Here is a 14740-nt window from a genome sequence, read left to right on the forward strand (position 1 = left end):
TCAGTACCATGAAACCTGGGATGCAATTCCAGCCACGTCTCCGCCAGGAAGGAACCGCAATGGAGCGCGACATCTACGACGAGGACCACGAGGCGTTCCGCGCCGTGGTCAAGGAGTTCTGCAAGCGTCACGTCACGAACGAGGCGCGCGAGCGGTGGGATGCCGAGGGCGAGGTCGACCGCGCCACCATGCGCGCGGCGGGCGACGCCGGGATCATCGGGCTCTCGGTCCCTGAGGAGTTCGGCGGCGCCGGGATGCTCCAGGACTACCGCTTCCGCGCGATCGTCAACGAAGAGGTGATCGCGGCCGGCGCGGGCTCGCTCGCGGGCGCCTTCGGCATCCAGGACGACCTCGCCGTCCCCTACCTCGTGCACATGGGCACGCAGGAGCAGAAGGAGAAGTGGCTCCCGCGCATGGCGACGGGTGAGGTCGTCGGCGCGCTCGCGATGACCGAGCCGGGGGCGGGCAGCGACCTCCGCGGCATCAAGACCACCGCCAAGCGCGTAGAGGGCGGCTACGTCGTCAACGGTGCCAAGACCTTCATCTCGAGCGGCAAGACGGCCGACGTCATCGTGACGTTCGTCAAGACCGGCGAGGGCAATCGGCCCGACGCCTTCAGCCTTCTCCTCATCGAGAACGGCATGCAGGGCTTCGATCACGGCAAGAAGCTCCACAAGATGGGCTTCCAGGGCCACGACACCGCCGAGCTGTCGTTCAGCGACGTCTTCGTGCCCGAAGAGAACCTCATCAGCGGCAAGGAGGGCATGGGCTTCGTGCAGCTCATGATGAACCTGCCCCTCGAGCGTCTCTCGATCGCGGTCGCGGGTGCCGCCGCCGCGCAGGCGGCCCTCGACTGGACCCTCGACTACACGAAGAGCCGCGAGGCCTTCGGCGAGCGGATCATCGACTTCCAGAACACGCGCTTCAAGCTCGCGGATGTCGCGACCACCGTCGACGCGCTGTGGGCGTACATCGACCGCGCCCTCCTCGCCTACAAAGACGGCAGGCTCTCGGCCGAAGAGGCCGCCAAGATCAAGTTCTGGGCGACCGAGCGCGAATGGGACGTCATCGACATCTGCGTGCAATTGCACGGCGGGTACGGGTACATTACGGAGTACCCGATCGCACGCGCGTTCCTCGACGCGCGTGTCCACCGCATCTATGGCGGAACCAACGAGATCATGCGTGAGATCGTCGGCCGTCAGCTCGCCGGCAAGCGCTAGTCGCAGGTCGGGGACGCAGCCCTTTCGTCGCTTCGTCAGGGAACGGATGCCCCGATCCTTCCTGGGGGTGAGGATCGCGGCATCCGTTCTTGCGTCTCGCGGACCTTGCGTTGTGCGGCCTCGCGTTTACAGGGACGGATGCCGAGGCATCCGTCACCCGGTGAACCACCGCCGAGAGGGCTCAGCCGCGGTGCGTGCTCAGCCGCGGACGTTGCCGCCGCTGCACGTCTGCTGCGCGGCCGTTGATCCGGTGATGCTGGGCGGAAGCGCGACGGCGCTCTCGGTCGGCGTGGGGGTCGGGGCAGGCGTCGCGCCCGGACTCTCGCCGGCCTCTGTCGGCGGCGGGGTCGCGGGGGCCGTCGGCGTCACCTCGACGACGCCGCCGCGCGCGCCGACGTCGCCCGTGATCTCGAGCGGACGGTTGTCGCGCAGGGCCGCCCACAGCACCTCGGCGGACGCGTAGTCGGGGCGGAGGCGGTTCGGATCGGCCGCATCGGCGACGGTCGGGTACTGCACGAAGGCGATCTCGTCGAAGGGCACGTCTTTCACGGCGAGGGCGATCTGCACGAGTGTGAACGGGTTGGCGAGCGACCGCGTCGGCGTGACGTTGTCGAGGGCGACGGTCGCGAGCTTGTAGAGCTTCGCGGGATCGGCGAGGACGTCGTCGCTCACGAGCTTGTTCGCGAGGCGTGACATGTACTGCTGCTGATTCGAGATGCGGCCGAGGTCGCTGCCGTCGCCGACCCCGTACCGGGTGCGGAGGAACTGCAGCGCCGTCACTCCCGACACCGTGTGCGTGCCGGCGCCGAGGTCGAGCCCCGTGTTGCGGTCTTTGATCCCGCGGGCGAGGCAGACGTCCACCCCGCCGAGCGCATCGGTCACCTTGATGACACCGCCGAAGGTCACGACCGCGCCGAAGGGGATGTTGATGTCGCTCATGTCGGAGATCGTCTTCATGACGCAGCCGAGGCCGCCGTACTCGAACGCCGTGTTGATCTGGTCGGTGCCGCCGCCGAAGGTCGCGCCGTCGTCGCGCGTGCACGACGGGATCGGCACGATGAGGTCGCGCGGGAAGGAGACCACCGTCACGCGGCGCGGGTTGTCGCCGATGTGGATGAGGAGGTTGACGTCGTTCAGCCGCGTCATGCTGTCGGCGCCGGTGCAGCGGTCGAGGAAGAGCGCCTTGTACTCCTCTTCGCACTCGTCGATTCCGGTGACCACGACGTTGACCCCGCCCTCGATCGCGCCGATGTCGGGAGGCACGGCGTCCTGATCGGGGATGTCGACGATCTCGTCGGCGAAGCTCGCCGAGAGGTCGTAGACCGCGTACGCGGCGACGCCCCCGAGGCTCACGACGAGCACGGCGAGGCACACGCCCAGGACGGTGAAGAACTGGCCGAGCGGGCGCGGCGAAGGCAGGCGCGCGTGCCGCGCGACCGTACGTCGTCGTCTTGCCATCCCGCGCGTCCCCCGTGCCGTCAGGTAGCCGCGATTCTAGTGCGACCCGCCCGCGCTGCGCGGAAGCCTCGCGCGCGGCGGGCAGAGGGGTCGCGAGGGAGGGGAGGGGTCAGCCGAGGCCCCAGGGGAAGAGGAGCCAGAACAGCGCCGCCGAAACGGCGACGAAGGCTGCGACGAAGACCGTGTCGCGCACGCGCCATGCCACGAGGTGGCGCTCGGTGCGGTCGGGGTAGGCGCCGAAGGCGCGGGCATCCATCGCGAGGGCGACGCGCTCGGCGTGACGGATGGCTCCGGCAAGGAGCGGCACGACATACCCCGACCAGCGCGCGATGGAGGCGAAGGGGCCGCGACCGCCGTGGGCGCCGCGGACGCGATGGGCCTGTCGGATGACGTCGAGCTCATGGCCGAACCGCGGCACGAACCGGAACGCGGCCAGCGCCGTGTAGCCGATGCGATAGGGCACCCGCAGCTGCTGCACGAACGAGCGTGCGAGGTCGGGCGCCGTCGTGCTGAGACCCACGATCAGCGAGAGGGCGATGATCGCGCCGAGCCGGAAGGCCGTGGCGTAGCCGACGGCGAGCATGCCGCTCGTGAGCACCCAGCCGCCGAGCTGCGCGACGGGCGTGCCGGGATCCCCGATCCGCGTCGGGTCGGTCCACACCGAGAAGCCGAGACCGATGACGAGCACCCCGGCCGGCAGCGCGACGAAGAGGGTGAGCGCGAGGCGCCGGGTGAGCCGGACCCCCATGAGGAGCACGGCGTACGCGAGCGCGAGGAAGGCGGCCGGGGTCGCGGCATCCCGCACGAAGACGAGCAGCAGCATCGCGGGCGCGGGAGCGGCGAGCTTGGCGAGCGGATTCAGGCGGTACAGGAACCGCGCCGGCGAGGCCGCGTCGGCTTCCGCATAAGGGTCGACGGATGCCTCGGCCGCCGCCGTCGTCGTCTCGGCCGTACCGATGGTCATGCCGCGCCCCGCGGCAGGTCTGCGAGGCGGGCGACGCGCGCGAGCTCGGGATGGCGGACGAGGCCCTGCAGTGCTCGGCGCAGCGGCGGCTGGCGGAGTCCCGCGCTCTGGATGAGCGCCGCGTCCGCGAAGACCTCCGCCGTCGGCCCCTGCGCGAGGACGCGGCCGCCGGCGAGCACGACCGTGCGGTCGGCATGCTCCGTGACGAGCTGCATGTCGTGGGTCACTACGAGGATCGTCGTGCCGTCGTCGTTGAGCTCCGTGAGGAGGCGGAGCAGCTCGTCGGCACGCGCCCGGTCCTGCCCGAATGTCGGCTCGTCGAGCGCGAGCACGGGCGCGCCCGCGACGAGCGCCGTGCCCACCGAGAGGCGCCGCTTCTGTCCGCCCGAGAGGAGGAAGGGGTGCAGGTGCGCCTTCTGCTCGAGCCCGAAGCGCTCGAGCATCTGCTCGGTGCGGGTGCGCACCTCGTCTTCGGGCAGGTGCTGGAGGCGCAGGCCGTGCGCGAGCTCGTCGAACACGGTGTGCGCGATGAACTGGTGCTCGGGGTTCTGGAATACGAAGCCGATGCGTGTCGCCAGCGTCCGGGCATCGCTGCGCCCGACGTCGAGGTCGCCGACCGTCACGGTGCCGCGCGGGGGCGGCACGACCCCGGCGATCGCCTGGATGAGGCTCGTCTTGCCCGCGCCGTTCGCCCCGACGATGGCGACGAACTCCCCGCCGCGGACGTCGAGATCGATCCCGTGCAGCACCCGCGTGCGGCCGCGCGCGAGGGCGAGGTCGCGCACCCGGATGAGCGGCGCGGCGCTCGTTCCGGCGGTCGGCCGCGCGGTGCGCCGAGCGTCGGCCGAATCGGCTTCGGGGGTACCGCCCTCAGCCGTCACCCCGACGGGCGGAAGGGCCTCCAGCGCGTCGTGGAGCTCGGCGGGAGTGAGCGGCAGCGGGTCGAGCGCGTACCCGGCTTCGCGCAGGCGCAGGGCCGCGAGGGTCGACGTCGGGAGCCAGACGCCGATCCGATGAAGCTCCTCCGCGCGGGCGCGCAGCACCTCGTCGACGGGCCCGTCGGCCACGAGGCGCCCGGCATGGTCGAGCACGACGACGCGATCGACGAAGCCCACGGCGGCGTCGAGATTGTGCTCGACGAGCACGATCGACCGGTCGCCCGCCGAGACGAGATCGCCGAGCGCCTCGTAGACCTCGTCGATGCCCTGCGGGTCGAGGTTCGCCGTCGGCTCGTCGAGCACGACCAGGGCCGACCCCATCGCGAGGGCGCACGCGATCGCGAGGCGCTGGCGGCCTCCGCCCGAGAGGCGGTCGGGGTTGTCGGCCCGCCGCTCCCACAGGCCCACGCGGCGCAGCGCCGCCTCGGACCGGGCGAGCACGTCGGCCACCGGCATCCGCAGATTCTCGGGCCCGAACGCGACCTCGTCGAGAACCGAGCCGGTCACGAGCTGGGCGTCGGGGTCTTGGAAGACCATGCCGACGCGCGTGCTCAGCTGCGCGACCGTCGCCGTCGCGGCATCGATGCCGTCCACGATGACCTCCCCCGTCACGACGGCGGGGATCGCGTGCGGAATGAGGCCGTTCAGCGCGAGCGCGAGAGTCGACTTCCCCGAGCCGCTGGGGCCCAGGATCAGGACCACCTCGCCCGGCCGCACGGCGAACGTCACGGCGGCGGGGGTTGCGGCATCCGCCCCCTCATGCGTGATCGCGACATCCCGCACCGTCAGGAGCGGTGCCGGAGAGCCCGCCGGCGCGAGCGCGGCGGAAGTCGCAGGACGCGGAGCGATCACAGGTCTTCCCAAGTGGCGAGATGAGTCGCCCCCAACTTAGCCTCCCCTTACCTGCGGGGCGAGCGGGATGCCTCGACGGCGAGAGGGTGCCGCGTCAGCGGCTCGATCCCCGAGCGACCCCCGCGCGGCGCAGCGCCGTGCCGATGCCGAGGCCCACCGCCGTCCAGGCGACGGGGCCGAGCACGGCGAGGGCGAGGTAGACGATCTGCGCCCACGGCGCGAGCGTCGACAGATGCGCCGCGAAGGCGACGACGATCGCGACGAGGACGCCGATGACGATCGCCGAGACGAAGAACCGCCACGCGTTCCAGAGGCGGTAGCGGGTGAGCGCCGCGACGAGCTCCTGGATGCCGCCGAAGAGGATCGCGGTGCCGAGGAAGCGGAACGCCCATTGCGGCGCCATCGCACTCGCCACCAGCGCCGCGACGACGTGCGAGATGAGGGCGACCCAGGGGAGGCGGATGAGGTCCTGCGCGATGATGCCCGGGAGCACGTGCGCTCCCAGCACGAAGCCGTAGAGGATCGGGAGCGTGGCCAGCACGACCGGCGTGACCCATCCCGCGATGCCGCCGAGCAGGCCCGTGGCGACGCCGATGGCCGCGCAGGTGAGCAGGACGCTCGTCGACAATCGGCTTCGGGTGGCCATCTGCTCAGCGTACCCGGGAGGGCTCATGCGTTTCTCATATTCGACCGTTGGCTGAATGGGACCTGTGAGTTACGTTTGCATTCGTTGCGCGCCGAAGATGTCGCGCAACTCCCACCTCACAGATGAACTCTTTGGGAGTCGCTTCATGGGTAAATCCTCCGTGCGCGCAGGGGCGGTCGTCACACTCGCCGTCCTGTTCGCCAGCACCGCCACCGGCAGCTTCGCTGCGACAACAGCACCCGACGATCCGTCGGGTCGATTCGAAGCAGCGCCGACCAACGGCGCCGTCGAGATGGCCACCGCTCCTCTGAGCACCGACGACTCCGGCCGAGTCAGCGTCATCGTCGAGTTCGCGGGCGACCCCGTCGCCGTCGTGCAGGCGAAGAAGGGCCGCAAGCTCACCGGCGAGGAGCGGGCGAGCATCAAGGGCAGCCTCAAGAAGCAGCAGGATGCCGTGACCGGCGCGCTGCAGAGCAAGGGCGGTGAGATCGAGGCCCAGATGCAGTCCGCCTACAACGGCGTGCAGGTGAGCCTCCCGGCCGACCAGATCGCCTCCGTGGCGAAGCTCCCCGGCGTCGTGGACGTGCACCGCGCACGGACGTACGAGCTCGACAACGCAACATCGGTCCCGTACCTCGGCGTTCCCGGCGTCTGGCAGAGCACGGGGTACACCGGCAAGAGCATCAAGGTCGGCATCATCGACACCGGCATCGACTACACCCACGCCAACTTCGGGGGCCCGGGCACGGTCGGTGCATACAACGCGGCGCACAAGAAGGAGGGCAAGGCGGCCTCTCCCGGTCTCTTCGGCCCCAAGGCTCCCCGCGTCAAGGGCGGCTATGACTTCGTGGGCGACGCGTACGACGCGAACGACCCCACGAGCGTGCCCAAGCCCGATCCCAACCCTCTCGACTGCAACGGCCACGGCAGCCACGTCGCGGGCACTGCGGCGGGAAGCGGCGTCACCTCGGCCGGCGAGTACTACACCGGCCCGTACAACGCCACGACCGCCTCGAAGTCCTGGCGCATCGGCCCCGGTGTCGCACCGCAGGCCGACCTGTACGCGATCCGCGTGTTCGGCTGCGAGGGCTCGACGAACGTCGTCGTCCCGGCGATCGACTGGGCCGTCGAGAACGGCCTCGACGTCATCAACATGTCGCTCGGCTCGTCGTTCGGACGCGCCGACGACGCTGACGCCGTCGCCGCTTCCAACGCGGTCGCCGCGGGCGTGGTCGTCGTGACCTCTGCCGGCAACAGCGGACCGAGCCCCTACCTCGTGGGCTCGCCCTCGACCGGTGAGGGCGTCATCTCGACCTCCGCCGTCGACAGCACCGAGAAGTTCCCCGGTGCCAGCGTGGCCTTCTCGAACGGCACGACCCTCGGTGCGCTCAACGCCAACGGCGCGAGCCTGTCGGGCCTTCCCACGATGAAGACCGTCATCGTGAAGGACTCGGTGGGTAACGTCTCGCTCGGGTGCTCCGCCGAGGCGTTCACGGCCGCAGGCATCGTCCCGGGCGGCAACCAGCTCGCCGTCGTCCAGCGCGGCGACTGCGCGCGTGTCGCCAAGGCGATCTACGGCCAGCAGGCCGGCGCCGCCGCCGTGCTCATGATCAACACCGACGCGGGCTACCCCCCGTTCGAGGGTCAGATCACGTCGAACCCCGACACCGGCGAGTCCTACACCGTCACGATCCCGTTCCTCGGCGTCCGCTCGACCGACAAGGCGGCCGTGCTCGCGGCGGCCGGCTCCGACGCGACGATCACCGCTGCTGACCTGCCCAACCCGGGCTTCCGCGGGTACGCCAGCTTCTCGTCGAGCGGTCCTCGCTCGGGTGACAGCGCGGTGGGCGTGGATGTCGCGGCGCCAGGCGTCTCGATCGTCTCGACGGGTGTCGGCACGGGCAACGGCAGTGCGACGATCTCGGGCACCTCGATGGCGTCCCCGCACGTCGCCGGCGTGGCAGCCCTCGGCGTGCAGGCGCACCCGACGTGGTCTCCCGCCGACGTCGCCTCGGCGATCGTCTCGACGGCCGACCCCGAGAAGGTCGCCGGTCAGAACCTCGTCCGCGGCGGAGTCGGCCTGGTCGACCCCGCGCAGGTCGTGGGCACGCAGGTGACGGCAGCCGGTGACTCGTACGCCACGGCGAAGGGCTCGGCGCTGCAGACGGCGCTGAACTTCGGCTTCGTCGAGGCGTCGAAGCAGTTCGCGGGCAAGAAGACGGTCACCCTCACCAACCACGGCGATGCCCCGGTCACCTACTCGACGTCGGTGAGCCCCACGGCTCAGTCGCGGCAGGCGACCGTCACGCTCGACAAGGGCCAGGTCACGGTGCCCGCGCACGGCACGGCGACGGTCGAGGTCACCCTCGCGGCGTCGGCGGCGAACGTGCCGAGCTCGACCGTGGGCGGCTTCGCGATGTACCAGTTCTCGGGCGACGTGGTCCTCACCTCGGGCTCGTCGACGCTGCGCGTGCCGTATCTCCTGGTTCCGCGCTCCACCAGCCAGGTGGCTGCGACGGCGGGGACGTGGGACACGACGACCGACAGCTCGACGGCGATCGAGCTCACCAACCCCGACACGCTGCGTGCCGGCGGGGCTGACTTCTACACGTGGGGGCTCACCGACCCGCAGGATGTCACCGAGCCGGGCGACACGAGCTACGACGTGCGGGCGGTGGGCGTGCAGTCCTTCGACACGGGTGACGACCAGCTGCTCGTCTTCGCGGTCAGCACCTGGAACCGGTGGTCGAACGCGGCCACGAACGAGTTCGACATCGCGATCGACACCAATGCCGACGACAAGGCCGACTACTACGTCTACGCGGTCGACGGTGGTCTGGCCACGACGGGCGACGTGAACGGCACGAGCCAGGTGTTCGTGCAGAACGTCGCGACCAAGGCGACGGTCTCGCGGTTCCTGGCGCAGGCGCCCACCGACAGCAGCACGATCCTGCTCCCGGTGTACGCGTCCGACCTCGGGATGACCACCGCGCAGGCCTTCACCTACGCGGCGGCGGGCTACTCGATCATCACGAGTGCCGAGGACGCCGTCGAAGGCGCGGCGACGTACAACCCGTGGGCCCCGGCTCTCGAGAACGGGCAGTACGAGACGGTCGCGCCCGGCGCGACGGTGTCGGTGCCGGTTGCCGTGAACGCCGCGGAGTTCGCGAAGCAGAAGCCGCTCGGCGTGATGGTGGTCTCCACCGACAACGCCGCAGGGGCGGGGGAGGCGCTCCTCCTCGCTGCGAAGTAGCAGCAGGGCTGAGCACAGCGAAGGGGGCGTCCTGCGGGCGCCCCCTTCGTCGTGCGGTCGCGGGGGCGGTCAGCCGGTGCACAGCCGCGGGTGGTCGCCGCGGCCGAAGCGGTAGTCGTATATCGCGCCGTCGATCTCGACGATCGCACGCATGCCCTCGACGAGCGACTGCGCGTACGATCGGCCGGGCTGCGGGCAGCCCAGAGCGCCGCTCATCCAGGTGATCGCCGTCGCCGAGACGAGCACCGGGTGTCCGGAGACGCCGCGGGCTTCGAGGTCGCGGAGGATCGCCTCCCACCGCGGGTGGGGGAGTTCGACGGGGATCCCGGGGGCGGCGCCTGCATCGGAGCCGACCCGTGCGAACGGCGGACGCTTCGCCGGCTCGGTCACCGCTGCACCCGCCTCACACCCGTCGCCGTCGCCGGGTCAGGCGCACGGCGGGCATCGGCGGCGCGGGGATGCGCTCGCCGTGCCCGGCGACCCGGCCGAACCGCTCGGAGTGCGACTCCCACGCGTCCCGCGCCTCGGCGATCTCCTCGTGGGTGCGGCCCACGAAGTTCCACCACATGACGATGTCGTCCTCGAACGGCTCGCCGCCGAGGAGGAAGAGCGTCGCGCCCTCGGGGGCCGCGATCTCGACGGCGTCGCGGGCCATCCCGAGGTAGAGCAGATGGCTTCGGTCCAGATCGACGGATGCCGCGGCATCCTGATCCGTCGTGACGACGGCCACTCCCTCCACGCCCACGAGCGCGTACTCCCACGCCGCATCGAGCGGGAGACGCACGCGCGAGCCGGCGGGAAGGCGCAGCTCGGCACCGACGATCGGGGTGTACGCCGTCGCGGGTGAGGAGACGCCGCCGAGCGACCCCAGCACGACGACCGCCTCTCCCGGGTCGCCCTGGACCGCCTCGAGCCTCAGCAGCGGAAGCTCCTCGTGCCGCTCGAAGTCGGGCGCGCCGTGCCGACGCGACTCCGGCAGGGCGACCCAGAGCTGCAGCGCGTCCAGGGGCACGGCGTCTTCGCCGACCGAGTACTCGGAGTGCGAGATGCCGGCGCCGCTCGTCATGAGGTTGAGGGCCCCCCGCCGCACGACGACGTCGCTGCCGAGGGAGTCGCGGTGGCGCACGTCGCCGACGAACGGCCACGTGACAGTCTGCAGTCCGATGTGCGGGTGCGGCTCGACGCGCATTCGTGCCTCCTGCGGGCCGAAGCGATCGAGGAAGCACCATGCCCCCACCGTCGGCAGCTCGCGCTGCGGGAGGGTGCGGTGCACCTCCATCGCGCGGACGCCGCCGAGCGGAACCTCACGGGATTCGAGCAGCAGCGCGCAGGGTCCGCACGCGCCGGCGGCCTGCGCGAGCTCGGGAGCGTCGGCGTCGAGGCGTGTCATGGTCTCGTCCTCACTCCGGCTGCGGGTGCTCGGGCCACTCGACCGTGAGCCCCGGCACCTCGTGTTCGCGCAGATACGCCGAGACGACGGGGCAGTGCGGCACGACGGTCTCGCCGCGGGCCGCGACATCCGTCATCGCGTCGGCGACGAGCCGCGTGGCGAGGCCCTGGCCGCGGAAGGCCGGATCGACCACGGTGTGGGGGAAGTGCAGGCGACCCTCCGGATCGATCCGGAACATCGTGAAACCGGCGACGACGTCGCCGACGTGGATCTCGTAGCGGTGGGTGAGGTCGTTGCGCACGACGGCGACGTCGTCCTTCGGATCGGTCACGGGCATCCTTTCGTCGTGACTCCAACGTAGGCGCGAGCGCCGCGTCGCGCCACGCGGGGCCTGGCGGATGCCTCGCCGCGGGTCTATCGTTCGGCACGTGTGCGGCACCCGCCGGCATAAACCGCTCCGGGGGGAGCGAACCACTCGTTCGCGCGATTCAAAGGGGAATCATGAAACGACGAATCATGGCCGCGCTTGCGGCACTGGGCCTCGCGGCCACCATGGCGGTGGGAGTCGCCCCCGCCGCGCAGGCCGTCGGATCCGGCGCGCCGTATGTCGCGCTCGGCGACTCGGAGGCCGCGGGCACCGGGAACCTGCCCTACATCGACCAGTCCTGCCTCCGGTCGAGGAAGTCGTATCCCTCCGTCCTCGCGGCGAGCCTCGGCACCGCGGTCGTCTCGGCGGCGTGCGCGGGAGCCACCACCGACGACGTCCTGTGGCAGGTGGGCGCGCTCGCTGCGTCGGGCGACCTCGGCGCCGGCACGCAGGTCGTGACCCTCACCGCCGGCATCAACAACGTCGACTGGCAGGCGGGCCTCGTCGCGTGCAACGGCACCGACCCGGTCGCGTGCGCGCAGGCGCTCGCCGCGGCCCAGCAGGCCGTGCAGGCGCTGCCGGTCAAAATCGCGATGCTCATCGGCGCCATCCGCACGGCGGCGCCGATGGCGCAGATCGTCGTGACGGGATACCCGATGCTGTTCGGCGACGTCACCTCCTTCTGCGCGGTCGGGGCCTTCCAGAACACCCCCGTGAAGTTCTCGGCGGAGCAGACCTCGCTCGCGAACACGTTCGTCTCGAGCGTCAACGCGGCCATCGCGGCCGGCGTCGGAGGCTACCAGCAGCAGACCGGCGACCCCGGGGTGCGATTCGTCGACATCGCGACGGGCTTCGATGGGCACGGGCTCTGCGACACGGGCGACCGCTGGATCAGCGGGCTGGTCTCGGGCCAGAAGACCGCCGACAAGGGCTTCCACCCAAACGTGGGCGGGCAGCAGGCCTGGGCGGCGATCGTGGGAGCCGCGCTGGCACCGTAGGCCGAGGCATCCGTTCCCTGCCAGGGTCGGGGCGTCGCCGCGACCCTGGCAGACTCGGATGATGCCGCTCAACCTGATGGACGCCGTGCCCCGGGGAGCGGATGCGGATGCCGCGTACCTCGGCTTCGTCGAGTGGGCGGCCGATCGGGGCTTCTCGCTCTACCCCGCGCAGGACGAGGCGGTCATCGAGATCGTCTCGGGCGCGAACGTGATCCTCTCGACGCCGACGGGCACGGGCAAGTCGCTCGTCGCGATCGCGGCGCACGCCTTCGCCTTGTCGCACGGCGGCCGCTCGTATTACACGGCGCCGATCAAGGCGCTCGTGAGCGAGAAGTTCTTCGCGCTCGCCGACATCTTCGGGGCGGAGAACGTCGGGATGGTGACGGGCGACTCGTCGGTCAATCCCGATGCGCCGATCATCTGCTGCACGGCCGAGATCCTCGCGAACCTCGCGCTGCGACAGGGACCCGATGCCGTCGTCGACCAGGTCGTGATGGACGAGTTCCACTACTACGGCGACCCCGACCGCGGGTGGGCGTGGCAGGTCCCGCTGCTGCTGCTCCCCCGCGCGCAGTTCATCCTGATGTCGGCCACGCTCGGTGACGTCACGAACATCGCCGAAGACCTCGAGCGCCGCACGGGCCGGCCCGTGGCGCGGATCACGGGCGTCGAGCGACCCGTGCCGCTGCACTTCTCGTACGCCCGCACGCCCGTGCACGAGACGGTCGAAGAGCTGCTGCAGACGGGGCAGGCGCCGGTGTACATCGTGCACTTCTCGCAGGCCGCCGCCATGGAGCGCGCGCAGGCGCTGTCGAGCACGCGCATCGCGAGCCGCGAGCAGCGCGACGCGATCGCCGAGGCGATCGGCGGTTTCCGCTTCACGACGGCGTTCGGCCGCACGCTCTCGCGTTACGTGCGGGCAGGCATCGGCGTGCACCACGCCGGGATGCTCCCGCGGTACCGGCGGCTGGTCGAGACGCTCGCGCAGCGCGGGCTGCTCCGGGTCATCTGCGGCACCGACACGCTCGGGGTCGGCATCAACGTTCCGATCCGGACGGTGCTCGTCACGGCTCTCGCCAAGTACGACGGACAGCGGATGCGGCAGCTCAGCGCGCGCGAGTTCCATCAGGTCGCCGGGCGCGCCGGCCGCGCGGGGTACGACACCGCCGGGACGGTCGTCGTCATGGCGCCCGAGCACGAGATCGAGAACACGGCCGCCGTCGCGAAGGCCGGCGACGACCCGAAGAAGCTCAAGAAGGTCGTGCGCAAGAAGGCGCCGCAGGGATTCGTCAACTGGGGCGAGGCATCCTTCGAGCGACTCGTCGCCGCCGAGCCCGAGCCGCTCGTGCCCCACCTGCAGCTCACTGCCGCGATGCTCATCAACGTCATCGCGCGCGGGGGCGATGTCTTCGCGAACGTCCGCGCGCTCGTCCGCGACAACCACGAGCCGCGCGCGCGGCAGTTCGAGCTCGCGCGGCGCGCGATCGCGATCTTCCGGACGCTCCTGGCCGCCGACGTGGTCGAGATCGACCGCGCGACCGGCGCCGTGCGGCTGACGGTCGACCTGCAGCCGAACTTCGCGCTCAATCAGCCGCTCTCGCCGTTCGCGCTGGCCGCGATCGACCTGCTCGACCCGACGGATGTCGGGGAACCGCTCGGGCGGCGGCCCGATCCGGCCGAGTCCTCCGATGATGACGGGCCCCGGCATCCCGAGCCCCCGCGGCGAAGCGCGGGAACCGGCCACTACGCGCTCGACGTCGTGAGCATCATCGAGGCGACGCTCGACGACCCGCGGCCGGTGCTCTCGCAGCAGCAGTTCCTCGCGCGCGGCGAGGCCGTCGCGGCGATGAAGCGCGAGGGCCTCGACTATGAGCAGCGCATGGAGGCCCTCGAGGAGGTCACCTACCCCAAGCCGCTCGACGAGCTCCTCGCGCAGGCGTACGAGGTGTTCGCATCGAGCCAGCCGTGGGTGCGCGACTTCGAGCTGTCTCCCAAGTCGGTCGTGCGCGACATGTTCGAGCGGGCGCTGTCGTTCGCCGAGTTCATCTCCACCTACCAGCTCGCCCGCAGCGAGGGCCTCGTGCTCCGCTACCTCAGCGACGCCTACCGGGCGATCCGGCAGACGGTGCCGTCCGAGGCCCAGACCGAGTCGCTGCACGATCTCGTCGCCTGGCTCGGCGAGCTCGTGCGCCAGGTCGACTCGAGCCTCGTCGACGAGTGGGAGGCGCTGGTGAATCCCGCCTCGTCGCCCGACGAGCCGGTCGTGCCGCCCGCTCCTCCGTCGGTGCTCACGAACCGTCGGGCGTTCGTCGTGCTCGTGCGCAACGAGCTGTTCCGCCGCGTGCAGCTCGCCGCGCTGCAGAAGGACGACGAGCTCGCAGAGCTCGACCCCGACGTCGACTGGCCGGCCGCGCTCGACGCGTACTACGACGAGCACGACGAGCTCCTGACCGGCGGTGCCGCCCGCTCGCCGCGCCTCGTGGAGATCGATGAGACGGATGCCGCGACCGCCGGCGTGTGGCGCGTCGAGCAGATCCTCGACGACCCGGCCGGCGACCACGACTGGCGGATCCGCGGAGAGGTCGACCTCGCCGCCTCCGAAGAGGCGGGGACGGCGGTGCTCCGGGTGACGCAGGTCCTGCGGCTCTGAG

General features: G+C 71.1%; 11 protein-coding genes. 4 read left to right on the forward strand and 7 right to left on the reverse strand.

Features of this window, described 5'->3' with window-relative positions; genetic code table 11:
* Nucleotides 1–59: 59 nt before the first annotated feature.
* A complete protein-coding gene (locus tag ACSBPH_RS11305; RefSeq protein ID WP_442574435.1) occupies nt 60–1223 on the forward strand; it encodes an acyl-CoA dehydrogenase family protein in 1164 nt (387 codons plus the stop codon).
* A 198-nt stretch (nt 1224–1421) separates the two neighbouring features.
* Here ACSBPH_RS11305 and ACSBPH_RS11310 read toward each other — a convergent pair whose 3' ends face one another.
* From ACSBPH_RS11310 to ACSBPH_RS11325, 4 genes are all read right to left on the reverse strand, one after another.
* A complete protein-coding gene (locus ACSBPH_RS11310; protein ID WP_442574436.1) occupies nt 1422–2681 on the reverse strand; it encodes an LCP family protein in 1260 nt (419 codons plus the stop codon).
* Between the two features lie 109 nt (nt 2682–2790).
* Nucleotides 2791–3645 (reverse strand): energy-coupling factor transporter transmembrane component T, encoded by an 855-nt coding sequence (locus ACSBPH_RS11315; RefSeq protein WP_442574437.1) that lies wholly within the window; start codon nt 3643–3645, stop codon nt 2791–2793.
* Nucleotides 3642–5435: an ABC transporter ATP-binding protein gene (locus ACSBPH_RS11320; RefSeq protein ID WP_442574438.1), complete on the reverse strand. Its 1794-nt coding sequence runs from the start codon at nt 5433–5435 to the stop codon at nt 3642–3644. The genes ACSBPH_RS11315 and ACSBPH_RS11320 overlap by 4 nt, the downstream gene beginning before the upstream one ends.
* A gap of 94 nt (nt 5436–5529) precedes the next feature.
* Complete coding sequence (locus ACSBPH_RS11325; RefSeq protein WP_442574439.1) at nt 5530–6081, reverse strand: ECF transporter S component; 552 nt, start codon at nt 6079–6081, stop codon at nt 5530–5532.
* Between the two features lie 145 nt (nt 6082–6226).
* Between ACSBPH_RS11325 and ACSBPH_RS11330 the strand changes: the two genes are divergently transcribed.
* Entirely contained in the window at nt 6227–9334 is a 3108-nt protein-coding gene (locus tag ACSBPH_RS11330; protein ID WP_442574440.1) for a S8 family serine peptidase, read from the forward strand.
* Between the two features lie 69 nt (nt 9335–9403).
* Here ACSBPH_RS11330 and ACSBPH_RS11335 read toward each other — a convergent pair whose 3' ends face one another.
* From ACSBPH_RS11335 to ACSBPH_RS11345, 3 genes are read right to left on the reverse strand one after another with little or no spacing between them, the layout of a single operon-like run.
* The gene (locus ACSBPH_RS11335; protein WP_442574441.1) at nt 9404–9724 is read right to left on the reverse strand and encodes a hypothetical protein; all 321 of its coding nucleotides are present in this window, start codon (nt 9722–9724) and stop codon (nt 9404–9406) included.
* 13 nt (nt 9725–9737) lie between these two features.
* A complete protein-coding gene (locus tag ACSBPH_RS11340) occupies nt 9738–10724 on the reverse strand; it encodes a pirin family protein (RefSeq protein WP_442574442.1) in 987 nt (328 codons plus the stop codon).
* Between the two features lie 10 nt (nt 10725–10734).
* The gene (locus tag ACSBPH_RS11345; protein ID WP_442574443.1) at nt 10735–11055 is read right to left on the reverse strand and encodes a GNAT family N-acetyltransferase; all 321 of its coding nucleotides are present in this window, start codon (nt 11053–11055) and stop codon (nt 10735–10737) included.
* Nucleotides 11056–11225: 170 nt separating this feature from the next.
* Between ACSBPH_RS11345 and ACSBPH_RS11350 the strand changes: the two genes are divergently transcribed.
* Both ACSBPH_RS11350 and ACSBPH_RS11355 read left to right on the forward strand, forming a co-directional pair.
* Entirely contained in the window at nt 11226–12089 is an 864-nt protein-coding gene (locus ACSBPH_RS11350) for an SGNH/GDSL hydrolase family protein (protein WP_442574444.1), read from the forward strand.
* Between the two features lie 61 nt (nt 12090–12150).
* Nucleotides 12151–14739 (forward strand): DEAD/DEAH box helicase, encoded by a 2589-nt coding sequence (locus ACSBPH_RS11355; RefSeq protein WP_442574445.1) that lies wholly within the window; start codon nt 12151–12153, stop codon nt 14737–14739.
* The last annotated feature ends 1 nt before the right edge of the window (nt 14740 follow it).

It is taken from the genome of Microbacterium sp. F51-2R (genome assembly GCF_052180235.1).
Taxonomy (GTDB): Bacteria; Actinomycetota; Actinomycetes; order Actinomycetales; family Microbacteriaceae; genus Microbacterium.